The 21,015-nt window shown below is 69.6% G+C and carries 19 protein-coding genes; 13 read left to right on the plus strand and 6 right to left on the minus strand.

All coding sequences use genetic code 11. The annotated features are described in order from the left end of the window. Window positions 1-39: 39 nt before the first annotated feature. Window positions 40-429, minus strand: coding sequence for a DUF6463 family protein (locus BKH33_RS08210; protein ID WP_043538682.1), 390 nt, complete (start codon window positions 427-429; stop codon window positions 40-42). 377 nt (window positions 430-806) lie between these two features. Here BKH33_RS08210 and BKH33_RS08220 point away from each other — a divergent pair, with 377 nt between their 5' ends. Further along, the gene (locus tag BKH33_RS08220) at window positions 807-2,135 is read left to right on the plus strand and encodes a YibE/F family protein (RefSeq protein WP_003780441.1); all 1,329 of its coding nucleotides are present in this window, start codon (window positions 807-809) and stop codon (window positions 2,133-2,135) included. Window positions 2,136-2,204: 69 nt separating this feature from the next. Here the strand turns inward: BKH33_RS08220 and dusB are convergent, their stop codons facing one another. After that, window positions 2,205-3,509, minus strand: coding sequence for a tRNA dihydrouridine synthase DusB (dusB, locus tag BKH33_RS08225; RefSeq protein WP_043538677.1), 1,305 nt, complete (start codon window positions 3,507-3,509; stop codon window positions 2,205-2,207). 175 nt (window positions 3,510-3,684) lie between these two features. Between dusB and BKH33_RS08230 the strand changes: the two genes are divergently transcribed. The 3 genes from BKH33_RS08230 to BKH33_RS08240 all read left to right on the plus strand — a co-directional run bounded on the left by BKH33_RS08230 (window position 3,685) and on the right by BKH33_RS08240 (window position 5,863). After that, window positions 3,685-4,413 (plus strand): SDR family oxidoreductase, encoded by a 729-nt coding sequence (locus BKH33_RS08230; protein WP_181950037.1) that lies wholly within the window; start codon window positions 3,685-3,687, stop codon window positions 4,411-4,413. A 29-nt stretch (window positions 4,414-4,442) separates the two neighbouring features. Beyond that, a complete protein-coding gene (locus tag BKH33_RS08235; protein WP_003780461.1) occupies window positions 4,443-5,282 on the plus strand; it encodes an SDR family oxidoreductase in 840 nt (279 codons plus the stop codon). Between the two features lie 80 nt (window positions 5,283-5,362). Further along, the gene (locus BKH33_RS08240) at window positions 5,363-5,863 is read left to right on the plus strand and encodes a SixA phosphatase family protein (RefSeq protein WP_081379751.1); all 501 of its coding nucleotides are present in this window, start codon (window positions 5,363-5,365) and stop codon (window positions 5,861-5,863) included. Between the two features lie 47 nt (window positions 5,864-5,910). Here the strand turns inward: BKH33_RS08240 and serB are convergent, their stop codons facing one another. Together serB and BKH33_RS08250 are read right to left on the minus strand one after the other, a co-directional pair. After that, window positions 5,911-6,612 carry a phosphoserine phosphatase SerB gene (gene serB, locus BKH33_RS08245; protein WP_043538674.1) on the minus strand — a complete coding sequence of 234 codons (702 nt, stop codon included), beginning with the start codon at window positions 6,610-6,612 and terminating at the stop codon, window positions 5,911-5,913. A gap of 120 nt (window positions 6,613-6,732) precedes the next feature. Next, window positions 6,733-7,977 (minus strand): glucose-1-phosphate adenylyltransferase, encoded by a 1,245-nt coding sequence (locus BKH33_RS08250; RefSeq protein ID WP_003780446.1) that lies wholly within the window; start codon window positions 7,975-7,977, stop codon window positions 6,733-6,735. A 278-nt stretch (window positions 7,978-8,255) separates the two neighbouring features. On the opposite strand from BKH33_RS08250, the gene glgA reads away from it, so the two are divergent. Then, on the plus strand, window positions 8,256-9,485 hold the full coding sequence (gene glgA, locus BKH33_RS08255) for a glycogen synthase (protein WP_003780406.1): 1,230 nt from the start codon (window positions 8,256-8,258) through the stop codon (window positions 9,483-9,485). Between the two features lie 81 nt (window positions 9,486-9,566). Here the strand turns inward: glgA and BKH33_RS08260 are convergent, their stop codons facing one another. Beyond that, a complete protein-coding gene (locus tag BKH33_RS08260; protein WP_003780408.1) occupies window positions 9,567-10,304 on the minus strand; it encodes a hypothetical protein in 738 nt (245 codons plus the stop codon). A 136-nt stretch (window positions 10,305-10,440) separates the two neighbouring features. Between BKH33_RS08260 and BKH33_RS08265 the strand changes: the two genes are divergently transcribed. From BKH33_RS08265 to BKH33_RS08280, 4 genes are all read left to right on the plus strand, one after another. Next, a complete protein-coding gene (locus tag BKH33_RS08265; RefSeq protein ID WP_003780421.1) occupies window positions 10,441-11,262 on the plus strand; it encodes an ABC transporter ATP-binding protein in 822 nt (273 codons plus the stop codon). 93 nt (window positions 11,263-11,355) lie between these two features. Continuing rightward, a complete protein-coding gene (locus BKH33_RS08270; RefSeq protein WP_003780448.1) occupies window positions 11,356-11,820 on the plus strand; it encodes an NfeD family protein in 465 nt (154 codons plus the stop codon). Between the two features lie 197 nt (window positions 11,821-12,017). After that, the gene (locus BKH33_RS08275; RefSeq protein ID WP_003780469.1) at window positions 12,018-13,328 is read left to right on the plus strand and encodes an SPFH domain-containing protein; all 1,311 of its coding nucleotides are present in this window, start codon (window positions 12,018-12,020) and stop codon (window positions 13,326-13,328) included. A 145-nt stretch (window positions 13,329-13,473) separates the two neighbouring features. After that, on the plus strand, window positions 13,474-14,334 hold the full coding sequence (locus BKH33_RS08280) for a TrmH family RNA methyltransferase (RefSeq protein WP_003780433.1): 861 nt from the start codon (window positions 13,474-13,476) through the stop codon (window positions 14,332-14,334). Window positions 14,335-14,463: 129 nt separating this feature from the next. Here BKH33_RS08280 and BKH33_RS08285 read toward each other — a convergent pair whose 3' ends face one another. After that, complete coding sequence (locus BKH33_RS08285; protein WP_075407192.1) at window positions 14,464-16,584, minus strand: glucose PTS transporter subunit IIA; 2,121 nt, start codon at window positions 16,582-16,584, stop codon at window positions 14,464-14,466. Window positions 16,585-16,928: 344 nt separating this feature from the next. Between BKH33_RS08285 and BKH33_RS08290 the strand changes: the two genes are divergently transcribed. The 4 genes from BKH33_RS08290 to BKH33_RS08305 all read left to right on the plus strand — a co-directional run bounded on the left by BKH33_RS08290 (window position 16,929) and on the right by BKH33_RS08305 (window position 20,983). After that, window positions 16,929-17,546 (plus strand): hypothetical protein, encoded by a 618-nt coding sequence (locus BKH33_RS08290; RefSeq protein ID WP_003780454.1) that lies wholly within the window; start codon window positions 16,929-16,931, stop codon window positions 17,544-17,546. Window positions 17,547-17,594: 48 nt separating this feature from the next. Beyond that, a complete protein-coding gene (locus tag BKH33_RS08295; protein ID WP_003780457.1) occupies window positions 17,595-19,253 on the plus strand; it encodes an ABC-F family ATP-binding cassette domain-containing protein in 1,659 nt (552 codons plus the stop codon). Between the two features lie 251 nt (window positions 19,254-19,504). Next, window positions 19,505-19,897, plus strand: coding sequence for a HesB/IscA family protein (locus BKH33_RS08300; RefSeq protein ID WP_003780404.1), 393 nt, complete (start codon window positions 19,505-19,507; stop codon window positions 19,895-19,897). Window positions 19,898-19,936: 39 nt separating this feature from the next. After that, complete coding sequence (locus BKH33_RS08305) at window positions 19,937-20,983, plus strand: FKBP-type peptidyl-prolyl cis-trans isomerase (protein WP_003780481.1); 1,047 nt, start codon at window positions 19,937-19,939, stop codon at window positions 20,981-20,983. Window positions 20,984-21,015 lie beyond the last annotated feature (32 nt).

Consider the following 21,015-nt stretch of genomic DNA (forward strand, 5'->3'; position numbering starts at 1 on the left):
CAACGACGTCACGATCACCCGGGCCTCTGCGGTGTGGGGTCACTCTGCTGACTGTCTGGGCCGCCGGGCCCTTCGCCGTCGGACTACGGTGATGGCGAGCGGTATCGTCAGCGTCCAGAAGCCAGAGGCGGGCATGGTCGCTACCCCTGCGGCAGTCAATGCCGCCAGACCGCCTGTCACTGGTAGGGGCAGAGCGGGATTGCGTCTCTCCAGTTCCGCTACGGCGGTGCTGAGCACCATGAGCGAGGCGCCGGTGACCAGGAACCAGTAGGTGGCGCTGCGCTCCGCCGGCGCGGCCCAGACACCCACGAGGCCTTCGGCAACCCCTGCCTTGATGACGTCCCAGCCGGTGACCATGCCGATTCCTGTGTGGAGAACCGCCACAACTGCCAAGGACCATGCGACGAGCGGATGGCCTTCTGTGCTCATGCCAGGAGCGTATTCGGACCAGGTCTGTCCGGAGGGCGCAACAGCGTTCGCCCGGGGTGGACGATCCTGCGAAACACTGGTACGTGGCATGGGCTGATGACGCATGAGACTCGCCTGTGCGGGGTTCTGCCAATGGTTGCAGCAATGCCGGGACGACCCCCGTGCGCGCCGCCAGGTGTTCTGGGTCATGCAGCGATTCAGCACTTCCACCGTCGCCGCGTTCATCGGCGAGGAGCTCCTGGTGAGGCACTGCATCGAGGCCCTGCGGCTACGGATGGTCACGCCATGCGTCCGGACGGCCGGTCTCACGCTGCCCTGGTTCCCGTTCGCGATCGCGCGGTTGAGCACAGGGGGCTCGGGGCGGGCATGATGGGACGGTGAGCACCAACTCGACCTCTCCGAGCCACGAGACCTTCCCTCCCGAGGACCTTCCCGAGCCGCCGGCCGAGGAGGGGCGGGACAGCAGGGGCCACAGCCGTCATAGCCGCAGCGGGCACAGCCACTCCCACTCCGGTCCTCTCGACCTGGATGCCGGGGAGGCCCGCAGGGTACGGATCGTGCTCGGGGTCATCGTCGGCGCCCTGGTGCTGGCCACCGTCGTCGGGCTGTTCGTTCTCTGGCCTGGCAAGAGCTCACTGATCGGTTCGCGCTCCTTCACCGCCGAGGGCGGATCGGTGGGCAAGGCCACCATCACCTCCGTGGACCTGTCGGGCTGTCAGAGCGCCGTGAGCGCCCTGACGGAGGTCAACGGCGTCAAGCAGGAGGACTTCTCCAAGGGGCACGTGTGCGCCCGCATCACCGAGGGGGAGGGCAAGGGGCTGATCATGCCGGTCCAGCTGGTCGGCGAGCCCCGCAAGCTGGCCCATGCCGGTGACCGGCTCGTGGTGCTCTACTCGCCCCAGGCCATCCTGTCCGGCTCGCCGTACTCCTTCATCGACTACCAGCGCCAGCTCCCGGTCGGCGCCCTGGCGATCGTCTACCTCGTGCTCGTCGTCGCCGTGGCCGGACGCAAGGGTGTCCTGAGCGTCCTGGGCCTGCTGGTGGCCACCGGTGTGCTCGCCTTCTTCATGATCCCTGCGCTCCTGTCCGGCTCCCACCCGCTGGCGGTGACGCTGGTCGGGTCGATGGCCATGATGCTGGCGGCCGTCTACGTGGCTCACGGCGTATCCATCCGCACCACGACGGCCCTGCTGGGAACGGTGGCCGGCATCGTGCTGACCGTGCTGCTCGCCCTGTGGGGGACCGACGCCGCCCACCTGACCGGCGACGTCGACGAGACCGCCCGCCTGCTGGCCTCCCGCACGCATATCGATCTGCAGACGCTGCTGACCTGCGGCATGGTCATCGCCGGTCTCGGTGTCCTCAACGACGTCACCATCACCCAGGCCTCCTCAGTGTGGGAGCTGCACGCCGCCAACCCGCTGCTGTCGCGCACGCGCCTGTTCACCGGCGGGATGAGGATCGGCCGGGACCATATCGCCTCGACCGTCTACACCCTGGCCTTCGCCTACGCCGGCACGGCGCTGCCGCTCATCCTGGCCGCCTCCCTCATGGACCGGGCGGTGCTCGACACCATGCTCTCGGGCGAGATCGCCGAGGAGATCGTGCGCACCCTCATCTCCTCCATCGGCCTGGTCCTGGCGATCCCGGCGACGACGGCGATCGCGGCGGCCCTGTGTCGCGTCACCCCGGTCTTAGACGATTAACTGACGACTAACTGACGGCTGACTGACGGCTGACCGGACGACTGACCGGAGGGCGGCAGTCGGACTCGCTCAGCCGCCGGAGACGTCGGACTCGGCCTGGCTGAGCATCTCGCGGTGCGCCTCGTCCAGGACGGGGGAGTCCAGCCACCCGTCGGGTAGGCGTGGGGTCTTGGGGCTGCCGGCCCGGCCCCGGGGGCCCTCGACGATGTCACCGGGGTAGTCGACGACCTCCGGCAGGCGCGAGCGCATCCGCTCCAGGCCGGCGTCGAGCTCGGCCAGCGTCCTGATCCCCATGAGGTCGGCGCGCGCGGCGCCGCCGACCGGGTAGCCCTTGAGGTACCAGCCCACGTGCTTGCGCAGGTCGCGTACGCCCCGGTCCTCGCCCATCTCCTCGGCCAGCATGCGCCCGTGGCGGCGGATCACCTCGATGACGGCGTCCAGGTCCGGGCGAGTGCGCGCCGGTGAGCCGTGCAGGGCCGCCACGATGTCGGCGAACAGCCAGGGCCGCCCCTGGCAGCCGCGCCCCACGACGACGCCGTCGCAGCCGGTGGCCTCCATCATGCGCACCGCGTCGTCGCCGAGCCAGACGTCCCCGTTGCCGAGCACCGGCAGGTCGGTGGCCCCCTTGAGACGGGCGATCTCTTCCCAGCGGGCCTGACCCGAGTAGTGCTGGCGCGCGCTGCGGGCGTGCAGGGCCACGGCCGCGATCCCCGAGTTCTCTGCGGCCCGGGCGGCGTCGAGGAAGGTCTCGTGCTCCTCGTCGATGCCCAGGCGCATCTTCATGGTCACCGGGACCTCCCGTACCCGCCCGGTGGCGCGGACGGCCGCCTCACTGGCGCGCACCGCCTCGGTGAGGATCGCCGCCAGCAGGTCGCGCTTCCAGGGCAGCGCCGCCCCGCCGCCCTTACGCGTCACCTTGGGCACCGGGCAGCCGAAGTTCAAGTCGATGTGGTCGGCCAGGTCCTCCTCCACCAGGATCCGCACTGCGGCGCCCACCGTGGCCGGATCCACCCCGTAGAGCTGGATGGAACGCACCCGCTCGGCCGGGTCGGTGCGCACCATCGCCAGAGTGCGCTCGTTGCGCTCCACCAGGGCCCGGGTGGTGACCATCTCGGTGACGTACAGACCCGCCGGAGCCAGCAGGCCGCCACCCGGTGCCTCTATCGGGCCGGTCGAGGTGGGCGCCAGCGTCGTGGGCAAGGCGGCCTCGGCCATCTCGCGGCACAGGCGGCGGAAGGAGGCGTTGGTGACTCCGGCCATGGGGGCGAGCTCGACCGGGGTGGCCACTTCCAGCGGGCCGATGCGCAGTGGCACGGGCGCAGGACCGCAAGCGCCGGCACTGGGGGCGGAGGTAGTGGTCTCAGTCGTCGTCATCCTGACATGCTGACACATGACAGGCACCACGACGCAGACCGGCCGTGCCCTCCGGCTCCATATTGCGACAGGTATGGACCACCTGTGGGGTAGATAACACAGGTTGATCAAGGGTGGTGCGTGACGAACTGCTGATGATGAATGCTCGCGCGCGTTACCTTGTGTGCTTGTGCTGATGAACGAAGAGACCGAGCCGTCAATACCACGTTCCGTCGTCGTGACCGGTGCCTCCCGAGGGATTGGGGAGGCAGTCGCGAAGGAGTTCCTCGCACAGGGTGATCGGGTGGCCGGCATCTCCCGTTCCGGTGAGGCCCCAGGCGGGGTCCTGGGGCTGGCCGCCGATGTCACCGACCCCGAGGCGCTGGCCCAGGCGCTCAGCGTTGCCACCGAGGCGCACGGCACCATCGAGGTCCTCGTGGCCTCGGCCGGCGTCAACCGGGAGTCCCTGGCCGCCCGCACCTCCTCCCAGATGTGGGACGAGGTCATCTCAGCCGACCTGACCGGCACCTTCAACACGGTGCGTGCCGTCACCCCCGCCATGATGCGGGCCCGCCGGGGGCGCATCATCCTGGTCTCCTCGGTGATTGCTGCCCGTGGAGGCGTGGGCCTGTCCGCCTACGGCGCCGCCAAGGGCGGGGTGGAGGGCCTCACCCGTTCCCTGGCCCGCGAGCTCGCGCCGCGCGGCATCACCGTCAACGCGGTGGCGCCCGGATTCGTGCGCACCGCCATGACCGCCTCCCTGCCCGACCACATCCGCACGGCCTACCTCGAGCAGATCCCCCTGGGGCGCTTCGCCGAAGTCGCCGACGTCGCCGGCCCCGTCCTGTTCCTGGCCTCCTCAGCAGCCTCCTACGTCACCGGCGCGATCCTCGGCGTCGACGGCGGCATGGGCATAGGGCGATAGACGGTCGGCAGGCGTGGGACGATGAGGGCATGAACCCTCCCACGGGACTGCTCAGTGACCGTACGGTGCTTGTTACCGGTGTCCTGCGGCCCAGCTCGATCGCCAGCACTGTCGCCGACGTCGCCGCCCAGCAGGGCGCCCGTGTGCTGCTGAGCGGTCACCCTCGCACTCTGGTAGCCACCGCCTCGGTGGCTCGCGGCCTCGGTCTGCCCGACCCGGTGACGCCCCTTGACGTGGCCGACGCCAACTCCCTGTCCGCCCTGGCGCCGGCCTTGAAGGAGCTGGGCGTCACCCGCCTGGATGGTCTGGTCCACTCCGTCGCCCGTGCCGACCTCGACCTGCTGGGCACGGTCCTCCCTCTCGAGACGCCCGGTACCGGCGATACCGGACCCGAGTCCACTGCTCGGACTGAGGAGCGGTTGCGCGGCCTGGAGCGCGCCTTCACTGTCTCGGCGGCCTCTCTGCCCGCCCTTGTCGATGCCGCCGGCCCGCTGCTGAGCCGCGGGAGCAGCGTGGTGACCCTGACCTTCGACAGTGCCCGGGTCTACCCCGGCTATGGCTGGATGGGCCCCCTCAAGGCGGCGCTGGAGGCCTCAGTGCGCGCCCTCGCCGTCGAGCTCGGAGAACGCGGAGTGCGAGTCAACGCCATCTCGTCGGGCCCCATGAGCACCACGGCGGCCGGCGCCATCCCGGGCTTCGAGGAGCTCAGCAGGAGCTGGAGCGAGGTCGCCCCCCTGGGCTGGGACACCGGTGACGCCACCGCCGTGGCACGCACCGCCGTGGCCCTGCTGTCGACCTGGATGCCGGCCACCTCCGGGCAGACCATCCACGTCGACGGCGGGGCGTGCGTCGTCGGCCGAGCGCGCTGAAACGCTCCGTGACAGCTGTCCGTGACAGTCGTGTCAGGACCGCCGCGGTGCCGTAGGGTAGAGCCGTGACAACGGATCCCATGCGCCGCCTCGTGCTCGTCCGCCACTCCAAGGCCTCACACGACGCCGTCACCGACCTGGAACGTCCCCTGACCTCCAAGGGCGCCGCCCTCGCCGGCCTGCTGGCCAAGGAGCTGCGCAAGCGTCTGGAGTCCACCGACCTGCTCGTGGTCTCTCCGGCCGCCCGTGCCCGCGAGACCGCCCGCCCCCTGCGCGACCGCCTCGAGCCCGCCGACACCGTGGTGCGTGAGGAGATCTACAACCTGGGCCCCAACGGCATCCTGCGGGTCCTGGCCGAGGAAGGGGGAGACGCGAGCACAGTGGTGGTCGTCGGCCACGAGCCCACGATCTCAGTCCTGGCCCACATCCTCCACGACACCGACGACGACCTGGCCTCCCAGATCTCCTTCGGCGTGCCCACGGCCACCGCCGTCGTCATCGACGTCCCCTGCCGCTGGGCGGAGCTGGAGCCCAAGAGCGCCCGGATCCGCGAGATCTTCACCGCCCGCAAGCGCGACTGAGCCGGCCGGCCCCACAAGAGCCCGGACCGGCCCCGGTCCGCCTCTGATCAGCTCTGGATCAGCTGCAGGACTGCCCGCAGGTCGCGTACGTGGACTGCGGCGTCGGCCTGCTCGACGACGACCGGCTTGGCGCAGAACGCCACCCCCAGCCCTGCGGCTGCCAGCATCCCCAGGTCGTTGGCGCCGTCCCCGACGGCGATGGTGCGCTCCATGGGCACCCCGTCCTGCTCGGCCCAGGTAAGCAGGCAGCGGACCTTCTCCTGACGGTCCACGATCCTGCCCAGCACCCGGCCGGTGAGCACGCCGTCGTCCGTCTCCAGGCGGTTGGCCGCCACATGGTCGATACCGAGGCGCTCGGCCAGGGGCACCACCACCTCCTCGAAGCCGCCAGAGACGACCCCGACCCGGCAGCCGCGCGCGTGCAGTGCCTCAATGAGCTCGGCCGCCCCCCTGGTGGGGCGCACCTCGGCCAGGACGTCCGCGAAGACGCTCTCGCGGACCCCGGCCAGTGTCGCCACCCGCTCGCGCAGTGAGGCGGCGAAGTCCAGCTCCCCGCGCATCGCCCGGGCCGTGACCTCGGCGACCTGCTCGCGCGTCCCGGCGCGCTCGGCGATGAGCTCGATGACCTCCTGCTCGATGAGAGTCGAGTCAACGTCCATGACCAGCAGGCCGGGGCCCTCGGTCACGAGGGGCCCGTCGGTCAGCGCGCCGCTGACCGGACCGGCAGGGGCGGGAGAGGTGCTACTCATGGTGTCATGCTAACCGCGCACACGACTGCGCCGTCTCCCCGGGATGAACCGGGAGACGGCGCAGCGGGCAGCGGATCGGCAGCGGGTGCAGCCGGGGGCGGGCGGTGAGTGCCGCCCGGGTCAGCGGGTGACGACCTGCCCCTTGGCCACCACCGTGATGCCGGACTCGGTCACGGTGAAGCCGCGTTCACGGTCGTGCTCGGGATCGATACCCACCATGGCACCCTCCTCGACCCGGACGTACTTGTCCAGGATCGCGCGGTTGACCACCGTGTTGCGGCCGACCTCCGCGCCGTCCATGAGGACTGACTCGCGCACCGAGGACCAGGAGTTGACGCGCACGCCGGGGGACAGGACCGAGGAGATCACCTCACCACCGGAGACGATGACGCCCGGCGAGACGATCGAGTCGACCGCGTGCCCCAGGCGCTCGTGGTGCCCGTAGACGAACTTGGCCGGAGGCATCGCCGCCTGGTAGCCGGCGAACAGCGGCCAGCGGTCGTTGTACAGGTTGAACACGGGCGTCACCGAGATGAGGTCCTGGTGGGCGTCGAAGAAGGCGTCCACGGTACCCACGTCACGCCAGTAGTCGCGGTCACGCTCGGAGGAACCGGGAACGTCGTTGTCCTTGAAGTCGTAGACGCCGGCGGCGCCCCGGTTCACGAACCAGGGCACGATGCTGCCGCCCATATCGTGCTTGGAGGACTCGTCGGCGGCGTCCACCGTGACGGCCTCCAGGAGCGCGTCGGCGTTCATGATGTAGTTGCCCATCGAGGCCAGGACCTCATCGGGGGAGTCCGGCAGCCCCGGGGTCTCCTTGGGCTTCTCGACGAAGGCCTTGATCTTGCCTCGGTTGGTCGGGTCGGTCTCGATGACGCCGAACTGGTCCGCCAGGGACCTCGGCTGGCGGATGCCCGCCACGGTGCACGGCAGCCCGGAGGCGATGTGGTGGTCTAGCATCTGGGAGAAGTCCATGCGGTAGATGTTGTCCGCACCGGTGATGACCACGTAGTCGGGCCGCTCGTCGTCGAGCAGGTTGAGGGACTGGTAGATCGCGTCGGCGCTCCCCAGGAACCAGTGCTTGCCCACGCGCTGCTGGGCCGGTACCGGGGCGATGTAGTTGCCCAGCATGTCGGACATGCGCCACGTCTTGGAGATGTGGCGGTCCAGCGAGTGGGACTTGTACTGAGTGAGCACCACGACCTTGAGGAAGCCGGAGTTGATCATGTTGGACAGCGAGAAGTCGATCAGCCGGTAGATGCCACCGAAGGGGACGGCGGGCTTCGCGCGGTCGACGGTCAGGGGCATGAGACGCTTGCCCTCGCCACCGGCGAGGACGATTGCGAGAACGCGAGGTTGAGCCATGTGGCCTACCTTACGTTGCTCGAGGGACTTATGGGGCCAAACAGATCACAATCTGAGTCATCCCTGACTCAACCCGGACCTTCGATCTAGATCCCCTTCCGTCCGGGCTCTCGCAGGGCCTCGGTGTGAGAGTCGGTGGAAACCACCGACGTCGAACAGTCCCACTTCCAGGCGCGTGCGTATACCGTCGGGTGTGGCGCCCGCCCACCGTAGGGCGCCCGTCCTGCGCCGAGGACGGCGCGGTCAGTCCATCCAGCAGACAGAGGAGAGGCACACCCATGAGGGTCGACCTGCTGACCAAGGAGTACCCACCCTTCATCTACGGCGGCGCCGGGGTCCACGTCAACGAGCTCGCCAAGGTCCTGCGCCCCCTGGCCGACGTCCGCGTCCACGCCTTCGGCGGCCCCCGCGAGCCCGGCACCGAGGGCGCCGACGACGGCGTCACCGGCTACCCCGAGATCGCTGAGCTCGACGGCGCCAACGCCGCTCTGCGCACCTTCGGGGTCGACCTGGAGATGGCTCAGGGCACCGAGGGGACCGACCTCGTCCACTCCCACACCTGGTACGCCAACCTCGCCGGCCATCTGGCCGGTCTGCTCCACAGCGTCCCCCACGTCATCAGTGCCCATTCCCTGGAGCCCCTGCGCCCCTGGAAGGCCGAGCAGCTCGGCGGCGGCTACGCCCTGTCGTCCTGGGCGGAGAAGACCGCCTACGAGGCCGCCTCCGGTATCATCGCGGTCTCCAACGGCATGCGCGAGGACATCCTGCGCTCCTATCCGGCCATCGATCCCGAGCGCGTCAAGGTCGTCCACAACGGCATCGACCTCGAGGCCTGGAAGCACCCGCAGGGCGAGGACGCCGACGCCGCGGCCGCCGCCACCCTCAAGCGCCTCGGCATCGATCCCGACCGCCCCACCGTCGTGTTCGTCGGCCGCATCACCCGCCAGAAGGGACTGCCCCACCTGCTGCGCGCCTGCGAGCAGCTGCCTGCCGATGTCCAGGTCATCCTGTGCGCCGGTGCCCCTGACACCCCCGAGATCAAGGCCGAGGTCGAGGGCCTCGTGGCCCGCCTGCGCGAGAAGCGCACCGGCGTGGTCTGGATCGAGGAGATGCTGCCGCGTCCCGAGCTCATCGCCGTCCTGGCCGCCTCCGACGTCTTCGTGTGCCCCTCGGTCTACGAGCCCCTGGGCATCGTCAACCTCGAGGCCATGGCTGTGGGCCTGCCGGTGGTCGGATCGGCCACCGGCGGCATCCCCGACGTCATCGTCGATGGTGAGACCGGACTGCTGGTGCCCATCGAGCAGGTCCAGGACGGAACCGGCACCCCCATCGACCCGGCCCGTTTCGAGGCCGACCTAGCCGAGCGCCTGACCACCCTGGTCACCGACTCCGAGGCCGCCAAGGTCATGGGAGAGGCCGCCCGGCGCCGCGTCGAGGAGCACTTCGCCTGGGAGGCCATCGCCCAGCGCACCATGGACGTCTACAACTGGGTCCTGGCCCAGGGCTGATCCACGGCTGCCCCAGGGATGACGCAGACCGAGACGGCCGGTGTCGTCGGGCGCCACCGAGTGGTACGGCTCTGAGCCCCTTTACCGGGCCCACCACTCGGTGGCCGCCGCCGCGCCGTGGCGGGCCACCGCCAGCAGCGGACGCAGCACGTCGCAGCGCCGCTGGGCCTGAAGCGCCGTCGTAGCCGCACCGTCGTCGTCCAGAGCCAGCTCGCAGATCCCCGCCAACCGCAGTGAGCGCTCCAGCAGCTCCCGGTTGCGCCTCGGCAGCCAGGGCGGGATGAGACGGGGGTCCACCACGGCCGTGAGAAGGTCGTTGAGGGCATCGGCCGTATCCGGGCGCTCACGCGCCAGGTCGAGTTCGATGAGTGAGTCGATGGCCTCCTCGGTGGCGGCGTGCACCTGCCTGCGGGCGTGGGCGGCGTCCAGCGGGGGCAGCGGAGCGGTCACCGGATCGGCGTGCCAGGTCATGGAGGTGCCCGACTCCTCGGGCACCAGCAGCACCCGCCCGAGTGCCCCCTCGATGACGACTCCCTCCTCGACGTCGGGCAGGATGCCCCACGTTCCGGTACTGCCGGCAGGAGAGGGCAGGACCGCCGTCACCCGGGTGAGTGGCCGGGCATCCGTGAGCCAGTGCTCCAGGCCGACGCGCCCTGGACCGGTGGTGGCACCGGTCGACGCGCCCAGGGCCTTGGGGACGGTGCTGCCGACGACGTCGTGAACGCCGTCGGCGCCCTGAAGCAGCGACAGGCCGTGGGAGGAGGGAACCGGCGCCCACAGGGCCAGCACGATGCTCGCGGGAGGATTGAGGGGATCCATGGGGAACCACCTTAGTGAAGGGCGGGGCGCCCAGGACCCGGTTGGCCGACCGGATGGGGAGCAGGTCCCGCCGTCTCCTGCTCCGGTGGTTCCTCACCTGCCCGATGTGATGTCGGTAGCACGATAGGATCGGCCCATGACCAGTGTCCTGCGCCTCGACGACGTCTCGCTGCACCGCGGCAGCCACCAGATCCTCAGCCATGTCGACTGGACCGTGGAGGAGGGGCAGCACTGGGTGCTGCTGGGACCCAACGGTGCGGGCAAGACCACGATCGCCAGAATCGCCTCGGCCAGGCTCTTTCCCTCCTCGGGAACGGTGGACATCCTCTCCGAGAGGCTCGGACGCGTGGACGTCTCCGAGCTCCACCCGCGTATCGGTCTGCTGTCCTCCGCCCTGGCCGCCAATGTCCAGGGCGGCGAGAAGGTGCTGGGCGTGGTCCTGTCGGCCTCCTACGGGCGCATCGGGCGCTGGCGCGAGGAGTACGACGACTTCGACGTCGAGCGGGCCCAGGCCCTGCTGGGCGCCCTGGGCGCCGGTCACCTGATCGACCGCCTCTGGGGGACGCTGTCATCCGGGGAGCGCAAGCGCGTCGAGCTGGCCCGCGCGCTCATGCCGGACCCGGAGATGCTCTTCCTCGACGAGCCCGCCTCGGGCCTGGACCTGGCCAGTCGCGAGCAGCTCCTGGCGGCGCTCACGGAGATCATCTCCTCGCCCGACTCGCCCTCCATGGTTCTGGTGACCCACCACCTTGAGGAGATCCCAGAGGGCTTCACCCACGCGCTCACGCTGCGCGAGGGGGAGGTCGTGGGCTCCGGCCCGCTGGAGCAGGTCCTCACCGAGGACACGATCAGCGCGACCTTCGGTCTGCCGCTGGAGGTCACCCACGACCGTGGACGCTACACCGCCCGAGGCCGACGCACCGGTCACGGCAGGCGCGTCGCCGAGGCCAGGGGCTGACCGGCTCCGGGCACGGGCAGGCACCCCGGCTCACACCGTCCCCGCCCAGGACCGGACCACATACTCGCCAACCGCGTTCATCAGGAGGTTCTCATGGAATGGCTGTTCTGGATCGGAGGGGCCCTGCTCCTCGTCGTCATCGAGACGGTGACGGCCGATCTCACCTTCCTCATGATCGCCGGAGGCGCGCTGGGAGGCGGACTGACGTCCTTCCTCGGCGGGCCCCTGTGGGCGCAGGTGGTGGTCTTCGCCTGTGTCTCCACCCTGCTGCTCTTCGCCGTACGCCCCTGGGCCAAGCGGCGCCTGGCGGCCACCACACCGCAGATGAAGACCAATGTCGACGCCCTCATCGGCAGGTCGGCCACCACCATCACCGCAGTGGACGACGGCGGCGGCCGGGTCCGCCTGGGCGGTGAGGAGTGGAGCGCCCGCCTGGCCCCCGTCGTCCAGGGGACGACCCGCCTGGAGGCCGGAGCCAGCGTCATCGTCACCGAGATCGACGGGGCCGTGGCCGTCGTCGCCCCGGCGGCTGCGCCCGCCGATGCCTCCGCATCCTGATTCCGGACGCCGCCTGAGACGTCCGCAGCGGTTTCGAGCCGGCCGGTGATGTCCTACCGTGTTGGCATCTGTGGGCCTTGATGGGCGTCGTCGGCAGCTCACCCGTCCACCTGCCCCCTCGTCACCCGACACCTTCAGTTCCCGTGGCCGGCTCACAGCCGTCCTGACCACCCGTTCAACCCCGCAGGAGGAAACTCGTGCCCGTCATTTCCATCATCTTGCTTCTCCTGGCAGTGCTGGTCATCATCGCCATCTTCCGGGCGGTGCGGATCGTCAAGCAGAGCACCGCCATCATCGTTGAGCGCCTGGGTCGCTTCCAGGCGGCCTACACCGCCGGTCTGCACTTCCTGGTGCCCTTCGTCGACCGGGTGCGCAACGTCATGGACCTGCGCGAGCAGGTCGTCTCCTTCCCGCCCCAGCCGGTCATCACCTCGGACAACCTCGTCGTGAGCATCGACTCGGTCGTCTACTACCAGATCACCGACCCGACGCGCGCCACCTACGAGATCTCCAACTACCTGCAGGCGATCGAGCAGCTGACCGTCACCACGCTGCGTAACGTCGTGGGATCCATGGACCTGGAGCAGACGCTGACCAGCCGCGACCAGATCAACGGGCAGCTGCGCGGCGTCCTGGACCAGGCCACCGGCCGCTGGGGCATTCGCGTCAACAGCGTCGAGCTGAAGTCCATCGACCCGCCCGCCTCCATCCAGGGCTCCATGGAGCAGCAGATGCGCGCCGAGCGTGACCGCCGCGCCGCGATCCTGACGGCCGAGGGTGTCAAGCAGTCCCAGATCCTCACGGCCGAGGGTGACAAGCAGTCCGCGATCCTGCGCGCCGAGGGTCAGGCGCAGTCCGCGATCCTCAAGGCCCAGGGTGAGTCGCGCGCCATCCTCCAGGTCTTCGACGCCATCCACCGAGGAAACGCCGACTCCAAGCTGCTGGCCTACCAGTACCTCCAGACCCTGCCCAAGATCGCCAACGGCTCCTCCTCCAAGATGTGGATCGTGCCCACCGAGTTCACCGCGGCCCTTGACGGGATCGCCGGTGCCCTGGGTGGCGGCAAGGACGGGGGCCCCGGTGGCGGCCTGAGCGGCTCGGACGACGATGCCGACTCCGGGGCCGGCGTCGACCTGTCGGGCAGCGAGCTCGATCTGGGCATCGCCTCGGACCTGGCCAGCACCAGTCTCCAGGCCCCCGAGGAGGCCCTCGCCCAGGCTCGCGGCGAGGTCGAGTCGGCCTCCCAGGAGGCCAGTGAGGAGCCCGTCCCCAAGGGGAGCGCTGCTCCGAAGGCTCCCGCGGACGAGGCCGACGGCGGGCCGACCGTGACTGTTCCGACCTCCGACGGCGTCGAGGAGGCTCACTCCGCGCACGGCAGCCATACGGCCGCTCCCGGGGAGCACCCCGGCCAGCCCGGCACCGTGCCCCCGCGCGGCGGTTACGGTATCCAGGCCCAGCCCGGATACGGCACGCCTCCCGGCGCGCCCCAGGGGCCCCACGGGGCCTGAGACGCATCCGCTGACGCCGGTTGCCGGCATCGGCTGAGCCTCCCGGCACGCTACGGCGGGAAGACTAGGTGATCCAGGCGGATCGGCCTATTCTTCCCGCCGTACTGCTGTGCTGAGCGAGGACGGACCCAGAAGGTGACGGGCGATGATCATTGAGCTGGCCGACGGCGCCGACGAGCGCCTGGCGGACTACACCCGGCTGACGGACGTGGCGCTGCGCCGCCGGCTGGAGACCCAGCGCGGCCTGTACATGGCCGAGTCCTCCAAGGTCATCACCCGTGCCGTGGCCGCCGGGCACGCCCCGCGCTCCTTCCTCATGGCTCCGCGCCACCTGGACGAGATGCGTCCGGTCATCGCCTCCGCGGCCGGCTGCGGGGGAAGCGACGACGGCGGGGAGGTCCCCGTCTTCGTCGCCCCCGAGGAGGTGCTGGAGTCCATCACCGGGTTTCACCTGCACCGCGGGGCGCTGGCCGCCATGAATCGGCCCGAGCTCGCTGGCGTGCTCGAGCTGCTGGCCTCCGCGCGTGCAGGAGCGGGTGCCAGGCGCGTCGCCGTCCTGGAGGACCTGGTGGACCACACGAACGTGGGAGCCGCCTTCCGCAGCGCAGCGGCCCTGGGGATCGATGCCGTCTTGGTCACCCCGCGCTGCGCGGACCCGCTCTACCGGCGCAGCGTGCGCGTCTCCATGGGCACCGTCTTCCAGGTCCCCTGGACCCGGATCGAGCGCTGGCCTGCCATGGATGAGCTCCATGTGCAGGGCTTCACCGTGGCCGCGCTGGCCCTGTCGGAGAACTCGGTGGCGCTGGATGAGTTCGCGGCCTCGCCGGCCTGTACGGAACCGGACTCGCGGGTCGCCGTCGTCCTGGGCACGGAGGGTGACGGGCTGTCCCACCGGACGATTGCCGCGGCCGACGAGGTGGTGCGCATCCCCATGGCCGGGGGAGTGGACTCCCTCAACGTGGCGGCTGCCGCGGCCGTGGCCTTCTGGGCGCTGCGTCTGCACTGATCCGGACCGGAACCGGCACTGCCAGCAAGTACCGGGCAAGCAGCACGTCGGGGCCGGATCCGTCCATTCACGGATCCGGCCCCGACGTCGTATCAGCGGCCTATCGGGTCGGCTGTGTCGCTATGCGACTCAGGCCTCGGGTGCGGTGACCTTGATAAGGGCCTCACCGGGCTCCACCGAGTCTCCGCCGACGACCTCAACCGAGGCGAAGGAGGCGGTGTTGGTGATGAGCACCGGCGTGGTCAGCGGGTAGCCGGCCTGCTCGATGACGGAGCGGTCCACGCGGACGAGCTCCTGGCCCTCGCTGACGCGGTCGCCCTGGGAGACCTTGACGTCGAAGCCCTTGCCCTCCAGGTTGACGGTGTCCAGACCCACGTGGATGAGGATCTCCACGCCGTTGTCCAGGGTGATGCCGAAGGCGTGCCCCGAGGAGGGGGCAACGACGACGGTTCCGTCCGCGGGAGCTGTGACGACGATGTCGCCCTCGGGCTCCAGACCCACACCTTGGCCGACGGCGCCCGAGGAGAACACCGGGTCGGGAACCTTGTCCAGGTCCATGGTCGTGGCCTTGAGCGGCGAGGCGATCTCTGTGACCGCGCCGGGAACGAGGGCCGGCTTGGGCGTGGGGGCCTTGGCGGTCCGGTCGCCCTCCTCAGCGGTACCGGCAGCCGCGGCGGCGCCGTCGGTCTCGGGCTCCTCAGCGGCCTCAGCCGGGGCAGATGCAGAGACCTTGGCGGCCTCCGCGTCGGCCACAGCCGCACGGGCCTCGGCCCGCTCCTCCTTGGTGCGGTAGTCCGTGAAAATGATGAGAGTCATCGAGGTGGCGAAGGCCGCGGCGATGGCGATGCCGTACAGGGCCATGGGGGTGAAGACCGGGATGCTCAGCAGTGAGCTGAACACGAAGGTAGAGGCCTTGATACCGCCGCCGATACCGGTGATGAGACCGCCCACGAGACAGCCGGCCAGCAGACGCGGGTAGATGCGCTTGAAGCGCAGGTGGATACCGTAGAGGCTTGGCTCGGAGATGCCGCCGAAGAGGCCGGCGGCCAGGGCACCGGAGGCCGTCTGACGCATGACCTTGTCCTTGTCACGAATGGCCAGGACCAGCACACCGGCGGTGGCGCCGAAGCAGGCGAAGTTCCACGAGCCCATGGGACCCTGGATGAAGTCGTAGCCCAGCGAGCTGATGTTGGCCAGCATGATGGCGTTGAGTGGCCAGTGCAGACCCAGCGGCACCAGGAACGGGTAGAGCAGTGGGATGACGATTGCGAAGACGATCGGAGCGCTCGTGTTGAGCCACGCCAGTCCGGATCCCAGGCCTGTACCGACCCAGATACCTACTGGACCGATGATGAAGGCCGTCACCGGCATCATGATGATGAAGGAGAAGAACGGAACAAACACCATCTGCACGTTAGAGGGAATGAGCTTGGCCAGACCCTTGTAGACCAGGGCCAGGATGGCCACCATCATGAGGGGAACGAAGACCTGGCCGCTGTAGTCGTTGAGCTGCATGGGAACGCCCGCGATATGCGCGACACACAGGTCCTTGTTCAACGTGGCGTTGTGGGTGCATGTCGTTCCCAGTGCCTTGCTGAGGTCAAGGAATGGAGGCGTCATCAGCGCCGCCATGACCGCGGCGCCGACCCAGGGGTCGATGTTGAGCTTCTTGGCGGCGTTGTAGGCCACCATGATGGGCAGGAAGTGGAACACCGACTTGTACATGGCCTCAGCGAAGACCTGTGCGGCGGGCTTGTCCGCGGCCGTCAGGTTCGGATCACTGGCATTGATGACGCCGAACGCATCCAGTACCGCAAGACCGGCGATGATGAGCGAGGCGCCCAGCAGCACCGGCAGCAGGGGACGGAAGGAGTCCGAAAGGTACTCGAAGAAGGCGTCGACCATGGCGTTCTTGCCACGGGCCTTGGCGCGGGCAGCGGCCTTGACGTCGGCGTCGGACTCACCTGAGCCGGAACCGGAGGAGCCGCTCTGGCTCTTCATGGCCGGCAGGTTGTTGATCTCGTCGTACACGCTCTGTACGGCACCACCGATGACGATCTGGTAGCGGTCCCCGGACTGGGGGACGGCGCCCATGACACCCGGGATGGCCTCGACGGTCGCCTTGTCGACGCCGGAGGCGTCCTTGAGCTCGAAGCGCAGCCGGGTGGCGCAGTGGGTGAAATGGATGATGTTATCGGCGCCGCCGACGGCGTCGAGGATTGCCTCAGGGGTTGAGGTCGTAGTTGCCATTCGGGCCCTTTCCTACTGGGCGAGGTCGACGACGACGGATGCACGCCGGTGCGCTCCGGGCCCTCGGTGGGCTCGCTCTCGGTGGTGGGGAATCTGTCACCTCCCACGCTGCGCGGGCGCAGCAGAGGTGCTTGAGACAGAGGCTACTGCCTCACGGCCCAGAACTGAAAGGCAACAGTCCATCCGGCCGGTGCTGAGTCCTGGTGCGGTACCCAGGGGGCCACCGACGTCGGTTCGAGCAGAAGAAGTCGCTTTTGCGCACAGGCGCTCGGGGCAACTGCTGCGTCGGCGGAGCGGTTCTCGCAGTCTGGAGGCCCAACCCGCCTCGAACGAAGGAGCTCAACATGGTCGCGTCGACCACTCCAGTACGGCCGCCCACCACGACCCCGTCTCCCGCATCGTCTCCAACGGGCTCGCCCGATTCACCGCGCCTCTACGGTCCACCGGGGTGGACGGTGCGTATCGGCCTGTGGCACCTGCTCGAGCCCTGGCTCGATGCTCCGCGCTGCTTGCCGGGGGAGACGCCGTTGCGCACGGACGCCCTCGGCGCCCCGATGAGCGACTACGTGCCGTTCCGCGGGATGGATGCCGCCACGGCGGCCGACCTGCTCCTGCGCCTGCCGGCTCCGGCGCTGGTCGATCGCCAGAACCTCTCCCCGAGTCTGAGAACGATGCTGACCGCCTGTGCTCACGCCGACGGGCGGGTGCGTCTGTCCGGCTACGGGATCGGTCCTCAGCGCGAGGACGAGCGCCTGAGCGTCGAGGCCCTGTGGGTGGCCGACCCCGATCTGCAGGGCTATGAGGTCTTCGTCGAGCACAGCCGGGCCTGCCAGTGCTCCGCGCTGTGGGAGCGGGTCAGGGATCGGTACGAGCTCGATGCCCACAGCGTCCCGGACGACATCGTGCGCACCCGACCCGAGTGGGCCGGCGGCGGGGTCGGCTGGTGGATGTGGTGGGACTGATAGGTCCGTTGCGGCGGGCAGGAGCGGCGGGCCCGTACGATGGCGCGCGTGATCAATGTCCAGGACCTCACCATGCGTATCGGTGCCCGACAGCTCGTGGCTCACGCCGGCTTCCGGGTCGACAAGGGGATGCGCATCGGTCTCGTGGGCCGTAACGGCGCCGGTAAGACCACCATGACCAAGCTGCTCGCCGCCACCTCCGTGGCCCAGGGCGCCGGACGCGCCGTCAACGACGCCGATGAGCGCCACGGGCTGGAGGCCGTCGAGCACGAGGGCACGATCACCTGCACGAGCTCGGTGGGTTACCTGCCTCAGGACACGAAGGTCGGGGACTTGAGCGAGATCGCCCGGGACCGGATCCTCTCGGCCCGTGGCATCGATGCGCTCCTGGCCCGCATCCGCAAGGCCGAGGAGCGCATCGCCGTGACCGAGGGGGAGACTCAGGCCAAGGCCCTGGACCGCTACACGCGCCTGGACCACGAGTTCACCATGGCCGGCGGCTACGCAGCCGCCTCGGAGGCCGCCCGCATCAGCGCCGCCCTGGGCCTGCCCGACCGCGTCCTCGACCAGCCTATCGGCACGCTCTCGGGCGGTCAGCGTCGTCGGGTCGAGCTCTCCCGGGTTCTGTTCCAGCAGCCCGACACACTCCTGCTCGATGAGCCCACCAACCACCTCGACCACGACTCGATCCTGTGGCTGCGCGACCATCTGCGCACTTACGCCGGGGGCTTCATCGTCATCAGTCACGACGTCGAGCTCCTGCGCGACACCGTCAACCAGGTCATGTACCTCGACGCCGGCCGCGGGGTCCTCGACGTCTACCACCTGGGCTGGGACGCCTACCTCAAGCAGCGTGCCGACGACGAGCACCGACGCCGTCGCGAGCGCGCCAACGCCGAGAAGAAGGCCGCCGCCCTGCGCGCCCAGGGGGAGAAGATGCGGGCCAAGGCCACCAAGGCCGTGGCCGCCCAGCAGATGCTCAAGCGCGCCGAGCGCCTCATGGCCGACCTGGAGGACGAGGCCGCCGTGGAGAAGGTCGCCCACCTGCGCTTCCCCGACCCCGCCCCCTGCGGCAAGACGCCGTTGCGCGCGGCCGGGCTGTCCAAGGCCTACGGCTCCCTGGAGGTCTTCGCCGGCGTGGACCTGGCCATCGACCGCGGCAGCCGGGTCGTGGTCCTGGGCCTCAACGGCGCCGGCAAGACCACGCTCCTGCGCCTGCTCGGCGGGGTGGAGGAGCCCGACTCCGGCGAGGTCATCCCCGGCCACGGGCTCAAGATCGGCTACTACGCCCAGGAGCACGAGACCATCGACACCGAGGCGACCGTCGTGGAGAACCTGCGCCGCGCCGCCCCCGGCATGGATGACACCCAGGTGCGCAGTGTCCTGGGCTCCTTCCTCTTCTCCGGCTCGGACGCCGACAAGCCCGCCCGGGTCCTCTCCGGTGGGGAGAAGACCCGTCTGGCCCTGGCGATGCTGGTGGTCTCCAGCGCCAATGTTCTCCTGCTGGACGAGCCCACGAACAACCTCGACCCGGCCAGCCGTGAGGAGATCCTGGGGGCGCTCGGTACCTTCGCCGGCGCCGTCGTCCTGGTCACCCACGATGAGGGAGCCGTCGAGGCCCTGAACCCCGACCGGGTCCTCCTGCTGCCCGACGGCGACGAGGACCTGTGGGGTCCGGAGTACCTTGAGCTGGTGGCCCTGGCCTGAGGGTGAGACCATGTCCCTTTCGTCCCTTCCCCTCCCGAGCCAGGGGCGACGCCCTTGAACACAGTGAGTCCCGTCACCCCGGCTCCGGGGCAGGGACCGCGTAGGGTTGTCACCAGGAACAAGGCATCCGGATGGAGCGTTGGCTCCAGTGGATCCTTAGGGCTCTCGTCAGAAGGGCCGCCGCAGGACCCTCAGCGGCATCACACGGAGCGCCGCAGACACACGTAGGCATACCAGACCAGGAGATGATCATGGCAGAGACCGCCCTGACCGACACCACTGACACCGAGACCCCCGAGCACGAGGTCATCCTCACCGAGACCGCCGCGGCGAAGGTCGCCAGCCTCCTGGCCCAGGAGGGGCGTGACGACCTGCGCCTGCGCGTGGCCGTCCAGCCCGGCGGTTGCTCCGGCCTGGTCTACCAGCTCTACTTCGACGAGCGACTCCTGGACGGCGACGCCGTGCGCGCCTTCCCCACCGAGGGCGCCGAGATGGATAGTGTCGAGGTCGTCGTCGACCGCATGAGCGTGCCCTACCTGTCGGGCGCCACCATCGACTTCGCCGACTCCATCGAGAAGCAGGGCTTCACCATCGACAACCCCAACGCCGCCGGAAGCTGCGCCTGCGGCGAGTCCTTCCACTGATCCCTGCCGCGCAGGCCCTCCCGTACGCAAGGAGCTCATGTGCGCCGCACATCCCTGACCCTGACCGCCCTGGCCGCGGCCGCCTGCCTCGCGCTGGCCGGCTGCTCGGGGTCGTCGTCCTCCTCCTCAGCATCGGCGTCCAAGGCCGCTGCCTCCGAGACTCCGGTGCCGGCGGCCACGGCGCCCGTGGACTGCTCCACCCTGACGATCGACTCCGACTCCGAGTCGTTGCCGACCGTCGGTGGTGACGCGGGCAAGCAGCCCACTGTGACCTGGAAGAAGGGTTCGCAGGCGCCCAAGAACCTCACCGTCAAGACGTTGACGAAGGGGAACGGGGCTGAGATCGACGCCGCCGGTGTGGTCAAGGCCAACTACACGGGCTGGCAGTGGGACGGCTCCGACCCCTTCGACACCTCCTTCAAGAGCGGTGCTCCGGCGACCTTCCCGCTGGGGAACGTGATCCAGGGATGGAAGTGTGGTCTGGCCGGGCACCACGTGGGTGACCGGGTCGTCATGTCGATTCCCCCGGAGCTGGCCTACGGCAACAAGGCGGCCCAGGACGCTCAGGCCGCCCAGGCCGGCGGCGCCCAGCAGCAGAGGCAGCAGAACCCGGCCGGAACGCTCGTGTTCGTCGTCGAGATCGTTGACGGCGTCAGCGGCAAGATCTCCGGCGGCTCGGCCTCGGCCACGATGGAGGGCGAGGAGGCTGTCAGTCAGCGCGGAATCACGGTCAGCGGTGAGCTCGGCCAGCCTGCGAAGCTCTCCATCGGGGCCGACGCCGCCCAGCCGACCAAGTCCGAGGTCATCGTGCTGGCCCGCGGCTCCGGTCCGGCCATCAAGGAGAACTCCACGGCCGTGATGAACATTGCCGGAAACTACTGGGACGGCTCCCAGCCGTCCAACACCTGGGAGCAGCACGCCGCCGAGTCGATCAACATGGCGCAAGCACAGCAGTCCGTTCCGGGACTGATCGGCGTGCCGGAAGGCTCCCGGATCGTGGTGCTCATGCCACCGGTGCAGGCTACTGGCCAGCAGCAGGGGGCCCCGGCCTCGGCCTACGTCATGGACGTTGAGAAGGTTTTCTAGCAAGAGCTGTTTGGCAGCGCCAGATATGGCTG

This window comes from Actinomyces naeslundii (genome assembly GCF_001956585.1).
Taxonomy (GTDB): domain Bacteria; phylum Actinomycetota; class Actinomycetes; order Actinomycetales; family Actinomycetaceae; genus Actinomyces; species Actinomyces naeslundii.